Raw genomic sequence first — 18,332 nt, 5'->3', positions numbered from 1 at the left:
CGGCATGCAGATTGCTCAGCGCGTGGGTTCTATCGTCAACCTTTCCCTCCCAGGAGTCTTGAATGCACAAAAGAACGAAGCTCACAACGAGCTTGCTGGTCGCGTTCGGCGGCGTTCTGCTGTCGAGTGCGCCCATCGCTCAGGCGCAGGACGCGCAGAAGCTGGAGCGGGTGACCGTCACCGGCTCGAACATCAAGCGCACCGACACCGAGACCGCTTCGCCGGTCCAGGTGCTCACCCGCGAGGACATCGAGAAAACCGGCAAGCAGTCGATCCAGGAGATCCTGCGGACCGTCACCTCCGACGGCTCGGGCTCGATCCCGTCGTCGTTCAGCAATGGCTTCGCCTCGGGTTCCGCTGCTGTGTCGCTGCGGGGTCTGGGCGTCAATTCGACGCTGGTGCTGGTCAACGGCCGTCGCATGACGACCTACGGTCTCGCGGACGACGGAACACGCAACTTCGTGGACCTCAACTCGCTCCCGCTCGAGGCGGTGGACCGGATCGAAGTCCTGAAGGACGGCGCGTCGGCAATCTACGGCGCGGACGCGGTCGGCGGCGTGGTCAACGTGATCCTGCGCAAGAGCTACACCGGCGCGTCGATCGGCGGCTCCTATGGGCAATCCGGCAAGGCCGATGGCCAGACCACCCGGGCCTTCGGTTCGTTCGGTTTCGGCGACCTCGATGCCGACAAGTACAACGTGTTCGTGAGCCTCGAAGCTTCCAAGCAGAAGAACATCTGGTCGAAGGACCGTGGGTTCATCGGCCAGAGCGATCTTCGGTCGCTCGGCTACTACGACACCACCAACGGCGCCCCTCGGCCCTACTTCACGCTCGGACCGACGTCCAATTCGCCCTTTGGTGTGACTCGGAATGCTGATGGCACTGGGGCGCGGGTAAACATCCTTCCGTGCTCGGCCAGCCTCATCGACCCGACAACCGGCCTGTGTCGGTACAACCCGCTGGACGAGCAAGAGGTGCAGCCCCAGATCGAGCGACTCAACCTGTTCACGCGTGGCACGCTGCAGCTGTCGGAGTCGATGACCGGCTATGTCGAACTTGGTCTCTTCAACACCAAATCGAAGGCCAACGGCACGCTGGGCGCGAACAACGATGGTGGCGTCTTCGTCCCTGGGGATCCGTTCAACCCGCTCCTCGTTCACGGCCCGATGGTCCTGCCCGCTGCTCATCCGGACAACACGTTCGGGGTCGATCGGATGCTGTTCCATCGCCCGTCCGAACTAGGCGGCCGTGACCAGACGACCGACAACAAGGTCTACCGCCTGATCGCCGGCCTTCAGGGTGCTGCGGCGGGGTGGGACTATGACGTCGGCGTGTCCTACATCAAGAGCGAGTTGAAGAACACGAACACCGGCTTCATCCGCTACGGCGTGATGCAGGCGGCGCTCGACAACGGGACCTACCGCTTCACCCCGGGCGCGACAGACCCCAGCGTCATCGCGGCGATTTCGCCGGCCCTGACGAACAAGCCGACCAGTTCGATCAAGGTGATCGACGTCAAGGTATCGCGCGAGTTGATGAGCCTGGCCGGCGGTCCGCTCGGACTGGCGCTCGGTGCCGAGACGCGCTGGGAAGAGGCTGATACGCCGCCGGTGCCGTTCACGGACACCGCCGAGATCGTCGGCCTGGGCTACTCGGCGTTCAGCGCCAAGCGCCGCGTCAGTGCGGTATTCGGCGAACTCAACGCGCCGGTGACCAAGTGGCTGGAACTGAACGGCGCAGTGCGCTATGACCGTTACTCAGACTTCGGCAGCTCGACGACGCCCAAGGTCGGGTTCAAGGTCAAGCCTATCGACCAGGTCGCCATCCGCGGCACCTACGCCGAAGCCTTCCGTGCGCCCGGGCCGGCCGAGTCCGGCGGTTCCAGCTTCGGCTTCACGACCTACGGCATCCTGTCGCAGGGCAATCCCAGCATTAAGCCCGAGGAAGCCAAGAGCTATACCCTGGGCCTGATCGTCGAGCCGATGCCGGGCACCAGCGCAACGCTGGACTTCTGGAAGGTCGATCGCGAGAACGAGATCGTGCAGGCTGATCCGAACTCGATCATCGGCAACCTGCCGACGGCTGGCACTCCGCTGAGCCGAATTCCCGGAGCGCAGCCGAACACGTTCATCTACTACGACGCGAACGGAGACATCGGGACCGTCACCGGCTTCTACCGAAACGCGGCCCAGACGAAGACAGAAGGCGTCGACCTGGAACTGCGCCAGCGCTTGAATCTCGGCGAAGCCGGCCGGCTGTCGGCTCAGCTGAACTGGACCCACGTCCGGAGCTACGAGCGCACCGACCCGGATGGCAACACCTTCGAGTACGCTGGAACGCACGGCCCGCTGGTGCAGAGCGCTGGTGGCGGTTCACCGAAGGATCGACTGGCCCTGACTCTGAGCTGGGACCGTGGGCCCTGGGCGATCAGCGGTGCGGTCAACTACGTAGGCCCGATCAAGATGGTCGACAACAAGGGCGAGGTCTCGACCCAAAGAATAGATCCGGCCACTGGGCTGCCGGACCCCACCAGGATCCACAACAACAACACCGGCGTGGACTATCCGGACAACGGGGGGCCGAGAGGCTGCGGTGTGTTCGACACAGCCGGCAACATCTACAACGGTTGCCGCCTACCGTCGTTCACGACCTTCGACCTGTTCGCCCGCTGGTCGCCGACGAAGAATCTGGACCTCAACTTCTCGATCCAGAACCTTTTCGACAGAAAGGCGCCGTTCGATCCGTATCTCGCGATCCCCTACGGCATCAACTACAACCAGACGTGGCATCAGGCTGGTGCGATCGGCCGCTTCTTTACCGTCGGCGCGAAGTACTCGTTCTACTAAAGAAGCCACGAGGGTCTGAAGGACGCCGATCGGCAAGCCTCGCGCTTGCCTGATCGGCGACCCAGGAACCGTCGGTATGCAATTGCGCCCGCCGGCTCGAGCCGGCGGGCTTTTTCGTTGGCCCGTACAGGGCTGACGGCGCCTTGTATTCAGGCGTAACCCCCATTCCCGCCGTGTCCGGCCCCTGGGTCGAGCGGCCATAATTCACGGTCTCGCCGCCAACCCCTAGCCGTATCCATGGAGTGACGCTGCAGTTCCTGCCGAGCCCCGGGTTGCCTCACGAGGGTGTCCGTAGTGGCTTGCGATCGTTCCGATGGGTCCACTGGCGCTGGCCCGTCACATGCGAGGGATCGAACAGCGATCCCTTCATTTCAAGCTACCCGCTTTCACGGAGATCCCATGTTCCGCATTGCCCGTTCTTCCCTTGCCGCCTCATTCGCCGCTGCGGCGCTGGCGGCGACGACGCTGCTCGCGACTCCGCTGCCGGCCGCCGCCCAGGCCACTGACACCGCCTCGGCGCCGGCCGCTGCCGCCCCGGCTCCCGCCCCTGTGGTCGCGCCTGCGCCCGCGGCCACCACCGCCGCCGTGCCGGCGGCCCCGGCAGAGAAGGTCGACAACCCCTACGGCCTCGAAGCCCTGTGGCGGACCAGCGACGGTGTCGCCAAGGCCGTGCTGCTGATCCTGGTGATCATGTCCATGGGCAGCTGGTACATCATGATCGTCAAGATCCTGGAGCAGGCGAAGATCAGCCGCCAGGCCAAGCTGGCGGCCAAGAGCTTCTGGAACGCCGGCAGCGTGCGCCAAGGCGCCGACACGCTGGAGCAGGCGAGCCCCTTCCGCTTCATCGCCGAAGCAGGCATCGAGGCCACCAAGAAGCACGGCGGCCTGCTCGAGCACGTGGACCTCAACAGCTGGGTCACGATGTCGATCCAGCGCGCCATGGAGCGCGTGCAGAGCCGGCTCCAGGACGGCTTGGCCTTCCTGGCGACCGTCGGCTCGACGGCCCCGTTCGTCGGCCTGTTCGGCACGGTCTGGGGCATCTACCACGCGCTGACGGCGATCGGCGTGGCCGGTCAGGCCTCGATCGACAAGGTCGCCGGCCCGGTCGGTGAGGCGCTGATCATGACCGCCATCGGCCTGGCCGTCGCGGTGCCGGCGGTGCTGGGCTACAACTGGCTGGTCCGCCGCAACAAGGGCGCGATGGACGAAGTCCGCGCCTTCGGCAACGACCTCTACGCGGTGCTGCTCGCCCAGACCAACGTCAAGGCGCGGGGTTAACCATGTCGATGGCCGTCGGCTCCCCGTTCGGGGAAGAAGACGAGGTGGTGTCCGCCATCAACACCACGCCCCTCGTGGACGTGATGCTGGTGCTGCTGATCATCTTCCTGATCACGATCCCCGTGGTCACCACCTCGATCCAGGTGAAGCTGCCCAAGGAGGCCATCCAGGTCCGCGAGAGCAAGCCCGAGAACGTCATCATCTCGGTCGACCAGGCGGGCGGGATCTTCTGGTACGACGCCAAGGTGTCGGGCACGCAGGCGCTGGTGGACCGGCTCAAGAAGGTCGCGGTGATGAAGCCGCAGCCCGAGGTGCAGATCCGCGGCGACCTTGCCGCGCGCTACGACTCGGTCGGCAAGATCGTCTATGCCTGCCAGCGCGCCGGCATCGCGAAGGTCTCCTTCATCACCGAGCCGCCCGCACGCGGCGGCTGATCAAGTGGAACAACCGCCATGGGAATGAACGTAGGAAACGCCAGCGGCAGCGGCGAGCCCGAGGTGATGATGGACATCAACACCACGCCGCTGATCGACGTGATGCTGGTGCTGCTGATCATGCTGATCATCACCATCCCGATCCAGCTGCATGCCGTCAACCTCGACCTGCCGACGGGCAATCCGCCGCCGCAGCTGGTGCAGCCGCAGATCGTCAAGATCGACATCGACCAGAACAACCAGATCTTCTTCAACGGCGAGCCGGTGCAGGGCATGCAGGACGTCAACTTCAAGCTGAGCGAGATGGCCAAGCTGGACCTGCCGCTGCAGCCCGAGTTGCACCTGCGCCCCAACAAGCTGGCCAAGTACGAGACGGTCGCGATGGTGATGGCGTCGGTGCAGCGCTTCGGCCTCACCAAGTTCGGCATCGTCGGTGCCGAGCAGTTCATCGAGTAATGCGCCAACGCCCGCCGGGCCCACGAGGCCGGGCGGGCGCGCAAGGAGCCTAACGGCATGGATCTGAGCTACGACCAGCAACCCTCGTCGCGACGCCTCGTCGGCTTCGCGGCGGTGGTGCTGCTGCACATCTTCATCTTCTACGCCCTGGTGTCGGGGCTGGCGCGCAACGTCGTCGAGATCGTCAAGAAGCCGCTCGAGACCAAGATCATCGTCGAGCTGCCGCCGCCGCCCCCGCCGCCGCCCCCGCCGCCGCCCCCGCCGCCCAAGGAGATCGTCAAGCAGCCGCCGGCCCCCAAGGTCGAGGCACCACCGCCGCCCTACGTGCCGCCGCCCGAGATCCAGGTCGCGCCCAGCGTCGCACCGCCGATCACCGTGGCACCGGAGCCGCCCAAGGTCGAATACAAGATCGAGGCCCCGCCGCCGCCGGCCCCCGCGCCGGCCCCGCCGGCCGCCAAGAGCGACATCGCGATCGCCTGCCCGACGCAGACCAAGCCCGAGATGCCGCGCAAGGCGCTCCAGGAAAACGTCTCGGGCGTCGTCCGGGCCCAGGCGCGCATCAGCGGCGGCGTCGTCAAGGAAGTGACGATCCTGTCCGGGCCCCGGGTCTTCCATGCGGCCGTACGTGCAGCGATGAGCCAGTACAAATGCGTGGCGAGCGACGGCGAGGTGCTGGCCACCCAGGAGTTCGAGTTCAAGGTCGAGTAGCAGCGGACGGGCCGCAGCGGCCCGTTGCGCGCTAGGCGATCGCGTCCAGCAACTCGGTCTCGATCTCCAGCTGCCGCTTGTTCTGCTGCAGCGAAGCCCCGTCGATCAGGAAGGTGTCCTCGACGCGCTCGCCCAGCGTCGACACCTTGGCGAGCTGCAGGTTGATCTGGTGGTGGGCCAGCACGCGGGCGATCGCGTAGAGCAGGCCCGAGCGATCGCTGGCCGACACGCTGAGCAGCCAGCGCTGCGCCCGGTCGTCCGGACGCAGCAGGACGCGCGGCGTGATCGGGAAGGACTTGACGCGCCGTGACAGCCGGCCTCGGCCGGGCTCGGGCAGCGGACCGGTGGCCGCCAGCGCCAGCGAGAGCTGGTTCTCGACCAGCGCGATCATGTCGCGATAGTTCACGTCGAGGTGCTGCTCGACGTACGGCGACACGACCTGGAAGGTGTCGAGCGCGTAGCCGCGCTTGGTGGTGTGGATCTTGGCGTCGAGGATGTTGAAGCCGGCGCCGTCGAAGTAGCCGCAGATGCGCGCGAACAGATCCGGGCGGTCCGGCGCGTAGACCAGCACCTGCAGGCCCTCGCCGACGCTCGACAGCCGGGCGCGCACCACCGGGATCGGCGTGTCGACGTGGCGGTACAGCGAGCGTGCGTGCCAGGCGATGTCGGCGGCGTCGTGGCGCGCGAAGTAGCTGATCTCCAGCGTGTCCCACAGCGGCTGCTGCACGCCGGGCAGCAGCGAGTACAGGTTGAGGACGTGCAGCGTCTCCTGCTTGCGCGCCTCGATCTCGGTGTCGGCGTTGGGCCGCGCGCCGCCCAGTGCGCGCAGCGTGCTGCGGTACAGGTCCTCGAGCAGCTTGCCCTTCCAGGCGTTCCAGACCTTCGGGCTGGTGCCGCGGATGTCGGCCACCGTCAGCAGGTACAGGGCGGTCAGTGTTCGCGGATCGCGCACCTTGGCGGCGAAGGCGTCGATGACGTCGGCGTCGCTGAGGTCTTCCTTCTGCGCGATGTGGCTCATCGTCAGGTGCTGGCGCACCAGGAACTCGATCAGCCGCGCGTCCTCGCGGTCGATGCCGTGGTCGCGGCAGAAGCGCCGCACTTCGGCACCGCCCAGCTGCGAGTGATCGCCGCCGCGGCCCTTGGCGACGTCGTGGAAGAGCGCCGCGACGTACAGCACCCAGGGCCGCTCGAAGTCGGCCGCGAGCTGCGAGCAGAACGGGTACTCGTGGGCATGCTCCGGGATGAAGAAGCGCCGCACGTTGCGCATCACCATCAGGATGTGCTGGTCCACGGTGTAGACGTGGAACAGGTCGTGCTGCATCTGCCCGACGATGCGGCGGAAGACCCACAGGTAGCGCCCCAGCACCGAGGTCTGGTTCATCAGGCGGAAGGCATGCGTCTGGCCGCCGCCCGGCACCTGCAGGATCTGCATGAACAGCGCGCGGTTCACCGGGTCGCGCCGGAAGGCGCCGTTCATGACCTCGCGCGAGTTGTAGAGCGCCCGCAGCGTGCGTGCCGACAGGCCCTTGATGCCGACGACCTGCTGGTAGGTCAGGAAGGTCTCGAGGATGGCGTGCGGGTCGCGCAGGTAGAGCTCGTCGCTCGCGACCTCGAGCATGCCGCCGCGGTCGAGGAACTTGTCGCTGATCGGCCGCATCGGCGCGGCGCCGGTGTCGTTGATGCGCTCCTCGATGCCCAGCATCAGGATCTGGTTGAGCTGCGCCACCGCCTTGGCGGCCCAGTAGTAGCGCCGCATCAGCGCTTCCGAGGCACGGCGCTCGCGCGTGCCCTGGTAGCCGAAGCTCTCGGCCACGGCGGTCTGCAGGTCGAAGACCAGCCGGTCCTCCCGGCGGCCCGCCACCATGTGCAGGCGCGCGCGGATCAGCTTCAGCAGCCCCTCGTTGCGCTGCAGCTGCTTCACCTCGAAAGGCGTCACCAGGCCCTTCGCCGCCAGCGCGGTCCAGGTCTTGCCCAGGCCGGCGGCGCGGGCCACCCAGATCACCAGCTGCAGGTCGCGCAGGCCGCCGGGGCTTTCCTTGCAGTTGGGTTCGAGCGAGTAGGGCGTGTCCTCGTACTTGATGTGGCGCTGCCGCATCTCGAGCACCTTGGCGCGCAGGAAGGCGGCCGGATCGAGCGCGTCGATGTGCGCGCGCCGGAACTCGTCGAAGAGGCGCCGCGACCCGCACAGGAAGCGCGCCTCCAGCAACGCCGTCTGCACGGTGACGTCACGCTCGGACTCGGCGACGCACTCGGCCACCGTGCGCACGCTCGAGCCGATCTCCAGGCCGATGTCCCAGCAGGCGGTGATGAAGCCGCCGACGGTGGCCTTCAGGGCCTCGTTGTCGTGGGCCTGGCCGTCGCCATGCAGGTCCGGCAGCAGCACCAGCACGTCGACGTCGGAGTAGGGAAAGAGCTCGCCGCGGCCGTAGCCGCCCACCGCCACCAGCGCCGCGCCTTTGGGCATCAGCGCGTGCTGCCACAGCGGCTGCAGGGTTTCGTCGACGTGGCGGGCCAGACCGCGGATCAGGCGCGTGGCGGCCGGCGCCGTGGCGCGGCATTGCCGGAAGTGATCGATCAGCGCCGCACGTCCGTCGCGCAGCCGCGCGCGCAGCGTCGGCACGGACGGCGGCGCTGCCGCTTCCTGGCCCATCGGCGCCGCGGCCATGCCCGCAGCCTCAGGCGGCTTGCAGCTCGGGCGGCGGCGGGCTGCCGGCAGAGACCGTCAGCACCTCGTAGCCCGACTCGGTGACCAGCACCGTGTGCTCCCATTGCGCCGACAGCGATCGGTCCTTGGTGACGATGGTCCAGCCGTCGCCCAGTTCCTTGATCTCGCGCCGGCCGGCGTTGACCATCGGCTCGATGGTGAAGACCATGCCGGGCACCAGCTCCTCGAGCGTGCCGGGGCGGCCGTAGTGCAGGACCTGCGGCTCCTCGTGGAACTTGCGACCGATGCCGTGGCCGCAGAACTCGCGCACGACCGAGTAGCCCTGGCGCTCGGTGAAGGTCTGGATCGCGTGGCCGATGTCGCCCAGGCGCACGCCGGGCCTGACCTTGGCGATGCCGCGCCACATGGCCTCGTAGGTCAGCTGGCACAGGCGCTTGGCGGCGATCGAGCCCTCGCCCACGACGTACATGCGGCTGGTGTCACCGTGCCAGCCGTCCTTGATGACGGTGACGTCGATGTTGACGATGTCGCCGTTCTTCAGCGGCCGGTCGTTCGGGATGCCGTGACAGACCTGGTGGTTGATGGACGTGCAGATCGACTTGGGGTAGGGCGTGTACCCCGGCGGCGCGTAGTTCAGCGGCGCGGGCACGGCGCCCTGGACCTCGACGATGTGCCGGTGCGCCAGGCGGTCCAGGTCGTCGGTGGTGATGCCCGGCTTGACATGCGCGGTCAGCATGTCCAGCACCTCGGAAGCCAGCCGGCCGGCGACGCGCATCCCTTCGGCGTCGGCGGCACTCTTGATCGTGATCGACATGCCGGGATTATCTCACCGGCCCCTTAAAATCCAGGGCTCGCGAGATGGAGACCCCAGCTCGCACCGCCCGCCGAAACCTCACGCCACGCCCGCAGATCACGCTGCGACAGCCGCGAGCCCCATGAGCCCTCCGACCCTTCTCTGCTTCGACGGCGGCAACGCGCTGTCCGGTTTTCGCGCCCAGGCGCTGCTGCCCCGGCTCCAGGCGGTGGCGCCTGCCGTCATCGCGGTGCATGCGCGGCATCTGCACTGGGTCGCTGCGGACGAGGCGCTCCCGGCGCAGGCGCGCGATGCCTTGCAGGCGCTGCTGCGCTATGGCGACGACTACACCGGCCCCGCCGACGGCGAGCGCGTGCTGGTCATGCCGCGGCTGGGCACGCTGTCTCCCTGGGCCAGCAAGGCCACCGACATCGCGCACAACTGCGGCCTGGGCATCCGCCGCGTCGAACGCGTCACCGAGTACCTGCTGACGATCAAGGGCGGACTGCTCGGCGGCGCCCGATCGCTGGCCGCCGGGGATCGGGCCGCCGTCGCCGCGCTGCTGCACGACCGCATGACCGAGAGCGTGGCCTTCGAGCGCGAAGCCGCGGTGCGCCTGTTCGACCCCCAGCCGGGCCGGCCGATGGAGACGGTCGACGTCATCGGCCACGGCAAGGCGGCATTGGCCTCCGCCAACCGCGACTTCGGCCTCGCGCTCAGCGAGGACGAGATCGACTACCTGGTCGCGGCCTTCAACGGCCTGAAGCGCAACCCGACCGACGTCGAGCTGATGATGTTCGCGCAGGCCAACAGCGAGCACTGCCGCCACAAGATCTTCAACGCCCGCTTCACGATCGACGGCCAGCCGCAGGAACACTCGATGTTCCAGATGATCCGTCACACGCACGCCACGGCTCCGCAGCACACCATCGTGGCCTACAGCGACAACGCCGCGGTGATGGAAGGCGGACCGATCGAGCGCTGGGGACCGCAGGGCTACACCAACGCACCGGTCTACGGCGGCCGCGCCGAGATCGCGCACGTGTTGATGAAGGTGGAGACGCACAACCATCCGACCGCGATCTCGCCCTTCCCGGGGGCCAGCACCGGCGCCGGCGGCGAGATCCGCGACGAGGGTGCGACCGGGCGCGGGGCGCGGCCGAAGGCAGGGCTCGCGGGCTTTTCGGTGTCGAACCTGCTGCTGCCGGGGACCGACGAGCCCTGGGAGCGCGAGCCGGGCGGACGACGCTACGGCAGGCCCGAGCACATCGCGAGCGCGCTGCAGATCATGATCGAAGGCCCGCTCGGCGGCGCCGCCTTCAACAACGAGTTCGGACGACCGAATCTCGGCGGCTACTTCCGCGTCTACGAACAGGCCGTGGACGGCCAGCGTCGCGGCTACCACAAGCCCATCATGATCGCCGGCGGTGTCGGCACGATCAGCGACGGACAGACGCACAAGCTGGCCTTCCCGGCCGGCACGCTGCTGATCCAGCTCGGCGGTCCGGGCATGCGCATCGGCATGGGCGGCGGGGCGGCCAGCTCGATGGCGGCCGGCAGCAACACCGCGCTTCTGGACTTCGATTCAGTGCAGCGCGGCAACCCCGAGATCGAGCGCCGCGCCCAGGAGGTCATCAACCACTGCTGGGCGCTCGGTGCGCTGAACCCGGTGCTGGCGATCCACGACGTCGGTGCCGGCGGCTTGAGCAATGCCTTCCCCGAGCTGGTCCACGATGCAGGCCGCGGCGCGCACTTCGACCTGTCGAAGGTCCCGGTCGAGGAGAGCGGCCTGGCGCCCAAGGAAGTCTGGTGCAACGAGAGCCAGGAGCGCTACGTCCTGGCGATCGCGCCGGAGAGCCTGCCGCTGTTCGAGGCGATGGCGGTGCGCGAGCGCTGCCCGTACGCCGTCGTCGGCGTGACGACCGGGGAGAAGCAGCTGGTGCTCGATGCGGGTCCGGGTGCTGCCCGACCCATCGACATGCCGATGGAGGTGCTGCTGGGCAAGCCGCCCAAGATGCACCGCGACGTGAAGCGCGTCGCGCGGGCCTTCGCGCCGGTCGCGTTGACCGGCGTGACCCTGGAGCAGGCGGCCTTCGACGTGCTGCGCCACCCGACCGTGGCCAGCAAGCGCTTCCTGATCACGATCGGCGACCGCAGCGTCGGCGGCCTGTCGCACCGCGACCAGATGGTCGGCCCCTGGCAGGTGCCGGTGGCCGATTGCGCGGTGACGCTGGCCGACTACGCCGGCCTGCGCGGCGAGGCCATGGCCATGGGCGAGCGCACGCCGCTGGCCGTGATCGATGCGCCGGCCGCCGGCCGCATGGCGGTGGCCGAGAGCATCACCAACCTGCTGGCCGCGCCGATCGAGCTGGCGCGCGTCAAGCTCAGCTGCAACTGGATGGCGGCCTGCAGTGACGACCCCCAGGCGCCCGGCGACGACGCCGCGCTGTACGACACCGTGCGCGCGGTCGGCCTCGAGCTGTGCCCGGCGCTCGGCATCAGCGTGCCCGTCGGCAAGGACAGCCTGTCGATGCGCACGCGCTGGTCCGACGGCGGCGAGTCGAAGCAGGTCACCGCGCCGGTGTCGCTGATCGTCAGCGCCTTCGCGACGCTGGCGGACGTCGGCGACACGCTGACGCCGCAGCTGCGCGCCGGCGACGAGGCGGGCGACACGACGCTGATCCTGATCGACCTGGGTCAGGGGCGCAATCGCCTCGGCGGCTCGATCCTCGCGCAGGCGCTCGGCCAGGTCGGCGACGCGACGCCCGATCTCGACGACCCGGCGCTGCTGAAGGCCCTGGTCGCGGCGATCAACCGCCTGCGGGCCGGCGGCAAGCTGCTGGCCTACCACGACCGCAGCGACGGTGGCCTGTGGGCCACGGTCTGCGAGATGGCCTTCGCCGGGCACCGCGGCGTGTCGCTCAACGTCGACCTGCTGGTGACCGAGGGCAACGGCATCGACGACAGCCGCATGGACTGGGGCGACGCCAAGAACTGGACCGGCCAGACGGCCGAGCGCCGCAACGCGCTGACCCTGCAGGCGCTGTTCGCCGAGGAACTGGGCGCCGTGATCCAGGTTCGCAGCGGCGACCGCGACCCGGTGATGCAGGTCCTGCGCGAGGTCGGCCTCAGCAAGCACAGCCACGTGATCGGCAAGCCCAACGACCGCGGCGTGGTCGAGGTCTGGCGCGACACGAAGGCCGTCTTCAGCGCGCCGCTGCGCGACCTGCACCAGGCGTGGGACGAGGTCAGCTGGCGCATCGCGCAGCTGCGCGACCACCCGGCCTGCGCCGATGCCGAGCACGCGGCGGCCGGCGCGGTCGACGACACCGGCCTGCACCTGCACCTGACTTTCGATGCTGGCGAGAACGTCGCCGCGCCCTTCCTGAACCTCGCGCGACCCAAGGTGGCGATCCTGCGCGAGCAGGGCGTCAACTCGCACCTCGAGATGGCCTATGCGATGGACCAGGCCGGCTTCGAGCCCTACGACGTCCACATGAGCGACCTGCAGTCGGGCCGCGCACGGCTCGACATGTTCCGCGGCTTCGTCGCCTGCGGCGGCTTCAGCTACGGCGACACGCTCGGCGCCGGGGAGGGGTGGGCGCGCTCGGTGCTGTTCAACGCCAGGCTGGCGGAGCAGTTCGCGGCCTTCTTCGCGCACCCGCAGAGCTTTGCGCTCGGCGTGTGCAACGGCTGCCAGATGGTGGCCGCACTGTCACCCATCATCCCGGGCGCGCGGGCCTGGCCCAAGTTCACGCGCAACCGCAGCGAACAGTTCGAGGCGCGCCTCAGCCAGGTCGAGGTGCTGGAGTCGCCCTCGATCTTCTTCGCCGGCATGGCGGGCAGCCGCCTGCCGATCGCCGTTGCCCACGGCGAGGGTTACGCCGACTTCTCTCAGCGCGGCGATGCAAAGTCGGTGCACCGCGCGATGCGTTTTGTCGACCACGCCGGCCGGCCCACCGAGGCCTACCCGGCCAACCCCAACGGCAGCCCCGACGGCCTGACGGCGGTGACCACGGCCGACGGTCGCTTCACCGCGCTGATGCCGCATCCGGAGCGGGTATTCCGTAACGCGCAGATGAGCTGGACCCGCGGCGAGCTGCGCGCGCACAGCCCGTGGATGCGCATGTTCGGCAACGCTCGCCGCTGGCTGGGCTGAGGAACGGCCGATGCGTCCGAGCACTCTGGCACTCGCGATCGGCTTGCTGGTCGGTGCGGGGACGCTGCCGGTCGCACGGGCCAACGACGCGAGCCCGGCGGCGATCGTCCCGGCGCTGCCGCTGTTCGTGGTCGAGTTCCGCACCGGCCCGGCCTGGGACCCGGCCAGGCCGCCGCAGGAGCAGCCGCGCTTTCGCGAGCACTCGGCCAACCTGAAGAAGCTGCGCGACGAAGGCCGGCTGCAGGTCGGCGCACGCTACGCCGACAAGGGTTTCATCGTGCTGGCCGCCGAGTCGCTGGAGCAGGCCCGCGGCTGGATCGACGCCGACCCGGCCGTGCAGGCCGGCACCTTCGTCTACGAGCTTCACGATTTCCGCGTCTTCTACCCCGGCAGCCTCGGCGCGCCGCGGCGCTGAGCATGGGCATCGCGAGCGAGCGCCATGCGCGGCTCGATGCGCTGCGCGGCTTCGCGATCGTGTGGATGGCGATCTTCCACTTTGGCTTCGACCTGGCCTACTTCCGGCTGATCGACGCCAACTTCTACCGCGACCCGTTCTGGCTGCACCAGCGCACGGCGATCGTCAGCCTGTTCCTGTTCTGCGCGGGCTTCGGTCAGGCGCTGGCGGTGGCCCAGGGCCAGGACTGGCCGCGCTTCTGGCGGCGCTGGGCGCAGGTGGCGGGCTGCGCGCTGCTGGTCAGTGCCGGCAGCGCGCTGATGTTTCCCAGGAGCTGGATCAGCTTCGGCGTGCTGCACGGCATCGCGCTGATGCTGATCGCGTGCCGGCTCGGCGCGCGGGCCGGGGCCTGGCTGTGGCCGCTGGGGCTGGCGGCGATCCTGCTGCCGCAGTTCGTCCAGCATCCGTTCTTCGACAGCCGGCTCACCAACTGGGTGGGTCTCGTGACCCGCAAGCCGATCACCGAGGACTGGGTGCCGCTGCTGCCCTGGCTGGGCGTGATGGCCTGGGGGGCGGCAGCGGGCGACTGGGTGTCACGCCGCCGCGCCGGCTGGCTGGGCGGAGCGCTCCCGCGCCCGCTGCGTCCGCTCGCGACCCTGGGTCGCTGGAGCCTGAGCTTCTACATGCTGCACCAGCCCGTGCTCATCGGGAGCCTGCTGGCCTGGCAGGCGCTCGTGCGGCTCAGTTGAACTTGTAGTCGGTCTTGGCCTTGCTCTTCAGCTCGTCGCGGAAGCTGGCGAGCTTCTGCTGCGACAGGCGCTGCTGGATCTGCGGCTTGACCTCGTCGAGCGGCGGGAACTGCGTGTCGCGCACGTCCTCGAGCTTGAGGATGTGCCAGCCGAACTGGCTCTTGACCGGGGTATCGGTCATCGCGCCCTTGTTCAGCTTGACCATGGCCTGCGAGAACTCGGGCACGTAGCTGCCGGCGGTCGCCCAGTCGAGGTCGCCGCCCTTGGCCGCCGAGCCCGGGTCCTTGCTCGACTTCTTGGCCGCGTCCTCGAAGCTGGCGCCGCCCTTGAGCTGCGTGATCAGCGCCTTGGCCTCGTCTTCCTTCTCGACGAGGATGTGGCGCACGCGGTATTCCTTGTCGCCGGCCTGGGCCTTGTACTTGTCGTACTCGGTCTTGATCTCGGCGTCGGTGACCGGGTTCTTCTTCTCGTAGTCCTTGAACAGCTCGCGGATCAGGATGCTCTGGCGAGCGATCTCCATCTGCTGCTTGTAGTCACCGCTGGCGGTGAGGCCGCGCTTCTCGGCCTCCTGCACGAAGATCTCGCGCAGCACGACCTCGTCCTTGACCTGGCGCGCGGCCTCGGGCGGCAGCTGCTGTCCCTGGCCGCGGGCCTGGCTCTCGACCTGCTGCAGCAGCGCGTCGGCCCGCGCCTTGGGCACCGGCTTGCCGTTGACGGTGGCGATGTTCTGGGCGCCGGCGACCTGCGGCGCGAGCAGCGCGACGGTCAACGCGAACGAGGAAAGGCTGAGGGCAAGGGGAGTGGACGGCTTCATGCGTGCAACGGCGGCTGGGGTTGGAAGGCAAGGCCGATGGATGGGGTGTCGCGAGCGGATCGCGAGCCGGTTCTCGGGCCTCAGGAGTCGGTGCGGGCGGCTTCGGCGGGAGTCAGCGCCGTCAGGGCCAGGGCGTGGATGCCACGGGGCATCCAGCGGGTCAAGGCATCATACACAAGGCGATGGCGCGCGACGCGGCCCAGCCCGTCGAAGCGCGCGCTGACGATGCGCACGCTGAAGTGACCGCCCTCGCGGGCGCCGGCGTGGCCGGCGTGCAGGTGGCTGTCGTCGCCGACGGCCACCGACTGCGGCGCGAGCGCCTCGCGCAGGCTCGCTTCGATCTCGGCCGCGGTCGGTGCGGCCACGGCGGCGTCACTCATCCTCGGCCTTGATGTGCCGACTGAGGTAGAGACCCTGCAGCAGCGTGAACAGCAGCATCAGGCCGACGCCGCCGAAGAGCTTGAAGTTGACCCAGGTGTCGGTCGAGTAGCTGTACGCGACGTACAGGTTCAGCAGCCCCATGAAGGCGAAGAACGCGATCCACATGAAGTTGAGGTTGCGCCACACCGGTGGCGGCAGTTCGAGCTGCTGCCCGATCATCAACTGCAGCAGGTTGCGCCGGAACACGGCCTGGCTGAGCCAGAAGGCCGTGCCCATGACCCAGTACAGCACGCTGGGCTTCCACTTGATGAAGGTCTCGTTGTGGAACCAGACCGTTGCGCCGCCCAGCACCGTGACCAGCCCCAGGCTCACCCACAGCATCGTGTCGATCTTCTTGCCGCGCGCCAGCAGCCAGCCGATCTGCGCGAAGGTGGCCAGGATGACCGCCAGCGTCGCCAGCAGCACCGGGGCCTCGTTCGGCCCGACCGTACCGCCCGAGACCAGGAAGCCGAAATGCTGGCTCGCGAATGCGGCAGCGGCATCGGGCTGGCCTTCGGCGACCTTGAAGGCGATGAAGAAGAAGACGATCGGGAACAGGTCGAACAGGAACTTCATCGAAGGATCGGGGCAGGGCGCAGGTGAGCGACGGGCGGATTGTGCCGCCCGGACGGTGTCCGGGCGGCTGGCCGGGTTACGAGCCGTTGCGCGGCTGGAAGTCGATCGAGGCCGAGTTGATGCAGAAGCGCTCGCCGGTCGGTTCGGGGCCGTCGTCGAAGACATGACCCAGGTGCGCGCCGCAGCTCTGGCAGCGGACCTCGACGCGCACCATGCCGTGGCTGCGGTCGACCACGCGCTCGACGATGCCGGCCTTCAGCGCCTCGGAGTAGCTCGGCCAGCCGCAGCCGGCGTCGAACTTGGTCGCGGAGTCGAACAGCGGCTCGCCGCAGCAGACGCAGGCATAGGTGCCGGCCTGCCAGTGGTCCCAGTACTTGCCGGTGAAGGCGCGCTCGGTGGCGGCGTGGCGGGTGACCTCGAACTGCGTGGCATCCAGCTGGGCACGCCATTCGGCGTCGGGCTTGTTGACCTTGTACGAACTCATGATGAACAGGACACCTCCAGTTGCTGCGCCCAGTCGGGCGGGAAGTCGGCGTAGGCCGACGCTTCGACCTGTTCGTCGTAGGGACGCTCCAGAACTTTCAGCAAGCGGTGGGTCTCGGCGAAGTCACCCGCCTGGGCGGCGCGGATCGCGTTCTCGCACAGGTGATTGCGCAGCACGAACTTCGGGTTGACGCGGTCCATGCTCCGGCGGCGATCGGCGTCGGCGCTGCCCTCGGCGGCCAGCCGGAGCGCGTAGCGGCCGGCCCAGGCGTCGAAGGCGGCGCGGTCGATGAAGAGGTCGCGCACCGCGCTCGGGTCGGCCGGCGTCCAGGTGCCGAGGCGCCGCCAGGCGATCGTGAAGTCCGTGCGCTCCGACGCCAGCAGCTTGAGCCAGTCGTCGATTAGCGCACGGTCGTCGTCCTGCGCCGTCGCCAGCCCGAGCTTGGCACGCATGCGGGCCTCCAGCGTCGCCGGAAAGAGCGTCCGGTAGGGCTCCAGCGCCTCGAGCGCCAGTTCGCTGGTGGCCTCGGCGACCTCGCCGTCTCCAGCGATCAGCGGCAGCAGGGCCTGCGCCAGCGCGTGCAGGTTCCACATCGCCACGTTGGGCTGGCGCGCGTAGGCGTAGCGGCCCTGGTGGTCGGAGTGGTTGCAGACGTGGCCGGGGTCGAAGCCGTCGAGGAAGCCGAACGGGCCGTAGTCAATCGTCAGGCCCAGGATGGACATGTTGTCCGTGTTCATCACGCCGTGACAGAAGCCGACCGCCTGCCAGTCGGCCAGCAGCGTGGCGGTTCGGCGCGCGACGGCCTCGAGCAGCGCTGCGTACGGGTTCACTGCGTCCCGGCAGATGGGGTAGTGCGCATCGATGACGAAGTCGGCCAGCACCCTCAGCGCCGCGTGCTGGTCGTGGTGGGCGAAGTGCTCGAAATGCCCGAAGCGCACGAAGCTCGGCGCGATCCGGGTGACGATGGCGGCCGTCTCGACGCTCTCGCGCCTGACCGGCAGCGGCGAACCGACGACCGCCAGCGCCCGCGTCGTGGGGATGCCCAGGTGATGCATCGCCTCGGAGCACAGGAACTCGCGGATCGACGAGCGCAGCACCGCGCGGCCGTCGCCCATGCGGGAGTAGGGCGTCAGGCCGCCGCCCTTGAGCTGCAACTCCATCGCGCCGGCGGGGGTTTCGATCTCGCCCAGCAGCAAGGCCCGGCCGTCGCCCAGCTGCCCGGCCCAGACGCCGAACTGGTGGCCGGAATACACCGAGGCGAAAGGCCGCGATCCGTCGGCCACCGCCGAGCCGGCCAGTACCTCGAGCGCCACCGGCGTGTCCAGCCAGCCGCTCAGGCCGAGCTCGTCGGCCAGTGCCTCGCTGCGCGCCACCCAGTGCGGCGCCGGCACGGCCTGGGGCGGCAGCGCGGTGCCGAAGCGCGAGCCCAGCGACGCGAGGCCGCCGGAAGAGCGCCACGCAGGTGCTGCGTTCTGGAGCGAGAGGTCGACGGCATTCACGAGTCACGGATTGTCCGCCAGCCCGCATGCGCCTTCCGGCCCTGGGGGAATCACGCT

The 18,332-nt window shown here is 68.8% G+C and carries 15 protein-coding genes; 8 read left to right on the top strand and 7 right to left on the bottom strand.

Going from position 1 to position 18,332, the window contains the following annotated elements; translation table 11 throughout:
• The first annotated feature begins 62 nt into the window (after positions 1-62).
• The 5 genes from QZV97_RS04660 (at position 63) to QZV97_RS04640 (ending at position 5,722) form a co-directional block, all read left to right on the top strand.
• Positions 63-2,846 carry a TonB-dependent receptor gene (locus tag QZV97_RS04660; RefSeq protein ID WP_295639196.1) on the top strand — a complete coding sequence of 928 codons (2,784 nt, stop codon included), beginning with the start codon at positions 63-65 and terminating at the stop codon, positions 2,844-2,846.
• Between the two features lie 399 nt (positions 2,847-3,245).
• Positions 3,246-4,124 carry a MotA/TolQ/ExbB proton channel family protein gene (locus QZV97_RS04655; RefSeq protein ID WP_295639193.1) on the top strand — a complete coding sequence of 293 codons (879 nt, stop codon included), beginning with the start codon at positions 3,246-3,248 and terminating at the stop codon, positions 4,122-4,124.
• Between the two features lie 2 nt (positions 4,125-4,126).
• Positions 4,127-4,558, top strand: coding sequence for a biopolymer transporter ExbD (locus QZV97_RS04650; RefSeq protein ID WP_295639190.1), 432 nt, complete (start codon positions 4,127-4,129; stop codon positions 4,556-4,558).
• An 18-nt stretch (positions 4,559-4,576) separates the two neighbouring features.
• Entirely contained in the window at positions 4,577-5,014 is a 438-nt protein-coding gene (locus QZV97_RS04645) for a biopolymer transporter ExbD (RefSeq protein ID WP_295639188.1), read from the top strand.
• 57 nt (positions 5,015-5,071) lie between these two features.
• Positions 5,072-5,722, top strand: coding sequence for an energy transducer TonB (locus QZV97_RS04640; RefSeq protein WP_295639185.1), 651 nt, complete (start codon positions 5,072-5,074; stop codon positions 5,720-5,722).
• A gap of 31 nt (positions 5,723-5,753) precedes the next feature.
• Here QZV97_RS04640 and QZV97_RS04635 read toward each other — a convergent pair whose 3' ends face one another.
• The gene (locus tag QZV97_RS04635) at positions 5,754-8,387 is read right to left on the bottom strand and encodes a [protein-PII] uridylyltransferase (protein ID WP_295639182.1); all 2,634 of its coding nucleotides are present in this window, start codon (positions 8,385-8,387) and stop codon (positions 5,754-5,756) included.
• Between the two features lie 10 nt (positions 8,388-8,397).
• Entirely contained in the window at positions 8,398-9,201 is an 804-nt protein-coding gene (gene map / locus QZV97_RS04630) for a type I methionyl aminopeptidase (RefSeq protein WP_295639180.1), read from the bottom strand.
• A gap of 121 nt (positions 9,202-9,322) precedes the next feature.
• Here map and purL point away from each other — a divergent pair, with 121 nt between their 5' ends.
• From purL to QZV97_RS04615, 3 genes are read left to right on the top strand one after another with little or no spacing between them, the layout of a single operon-like run.
• Entirely contained in the window at positions 9,323-13,339 is a 4,017-nt protein-coding gene (purL, locus tag QZV97_RS04625) for a phosphoribosylformylglycinamidine synthase (protein ID WP_295639177.1), read from the top strand.
• A 10-nt stretch (positions 13,340-13,349) separates the two neighbouring features.
• Positions 13,350-13,754, top strand: coding sequence for a YciI family protein (locus QZV97_RS04620; protein WP_295639174.1), 405 nt, complete (start codon positions 13,350-13,352; stop codon positions 13,752-13,754).
• 2 nt (positions 13,755-13,756) lie between these two features.
• Positions 13,757-14,482, top strand: a complete 726-nt coding sequence (locus QZV97_RS04615; protein WP_295639171.1) for a heparan-alpha-glucosaminide N-acetyltransferase — start codon at positions 13,757-13,759, stop codon at positions 14,480-14,482.
• Here the strand turns inward: QZV97_RS04615 and QZV97_RS04610 are convergent.
• The 5 genes from QZV97_RS04610 to QZV97_RS04590 all read right to left on the bottom strand — a co-directional run bounded on the left by QZV97_RS04610 (position 14,475) and on the right by QZV97_RS04590 (position 18,275).
• A complete protein-coding gene (locus tag QZV97_RS04610; protein ID WP_295639167.1) occupies positions 14,475-15,296 on the bottom strand; it encodes a peptidylprolyl isomerase in 822 nt (273 codons plus the stop codon). The genes QZV97_RS04615 and QZV97_RS04610 overlap by 8 nt on opposite strands.
• Before the next feature lie 80 nt (positions 15,297-15,376).
• Positions 15,377-15,676, bottom strand: coding sequence for a BolA family protein (locus QZV97_RS04605; RefSeq protein ID WP_295639164.1), 300 nt, complete (start codon positions 15,674-15,676; stop codon positions 15,377-15,379).
• Positions 15,669-16,292 (bottom strand): septation protein A, encoded by a 624-nt coding sequence (locus QZV97_RS04600; protein WP_295639162.1) that lies wholly within the window; start codon positions 16,290-16,292, stop codon positions 15,669-15,671. Before QZV97_RS04600 ends, QZV97_RS04605 begins: the two co-directional genes overlap by 8 nt.
• 76 nt (positions 16,293-16,368) lie before the next feature.
• On the bottom strand, positions 16,369-16,776 hold the full coding sequence (gene msrB / locus QZV97_RS04595) for a peptide-methionine (R)-S-oxide reductase MsrB (RefSeq protein ID WP_295639160.1): 408 nt from the start codon (positions 16,774-16,776) through the stop codon (positions 16,369-16,371).
• Positions 16,773-18,275 (bottom strand): protein adenylyltransferase SelO, encoded by a 1,503-nt coding sequence (locus QZV97_RS04590; RefSeq protein ID WP_295639157.1) that lies wholly within the window; start codon positions 18,273-18,275, stop codon positions 16,773-16,775. Before QZV97_RS04590 ends, msrB begins: the two co-directional genes overlap by 4 nt.
• Between the last annotated feature and the right edge of the window lie 57 nt (positions 18,276-18,332).

The sequence above is a fragment of the uncultured Methylibium sp. genome (assembly GCF_902826655.1).
Classification (GTDB): Bacteria; Pseudomonadota; Gammaproteobacteria; order Burkholderiales; family Burkholderiaceae_C; genus Methylibium.
The sequence above is the reverse complement of the archived record's forward strand: the minus strand, read 5'-3'. Positions and strand labels throughout refer to the sequence as shown.